The 372-nt window shown below is 44.1% G+C and carries 1 pseudogene; it reads right to left on the bottom strand.

The features are described from left to right. Window positions 1-372 (bottom strand): annotated as a pseudogene (locus tag C5470_RS22255) (hypothetical protein); the annotation flags it as partial.

Genomic DNA, 372 nt, shown 5'->3' with positions numbered 1-372 from the left:
CATCGACTGAGGTGGTGCGGTCATAAGCATAAGCCAGCCCGATATTGATGGGATTTATATTCAGGTCAAACAGCTGGTAGTGACGGGTCCCTTTACCGTTTGAGTCAGGATCAGGCACCAGGTATTTCTGGGTATAGCCTAACAGTTTTTCCACCCGCTTGATGGCGTCTAAACTCTGCCGTGTTTTTCTGACTTTGTTAACTTCGGCAAATTTGGCCGAATAATCTATATCCTGAACAGTTAATGCATACTCAACATGAAGTGCCGTCTCTCTGGAAATATAAAATTCATCCGTATTGACGGTCCACCCTGCACGCAGTTTATTGCCATTTTTAGGTTTAACATTTTCCATGGTATTACGCGCTTTTGCCT

The sequence above is a fragment of the Photorhabdus stackebrandtii genome, from assembly GCF_011189495.1.
In the GTDB taxonomy this organism is placed as follows: domain Bacteria; phylum Pseudomonadota; class Gammaproteobacteria; order Enterobacterales; family Enterobacteriaceae; genus Photorhabdus; species Photorhabdus khanii.
This window is presented reverse-complemented; position numbering and strand designations above follow the sequence as displayed.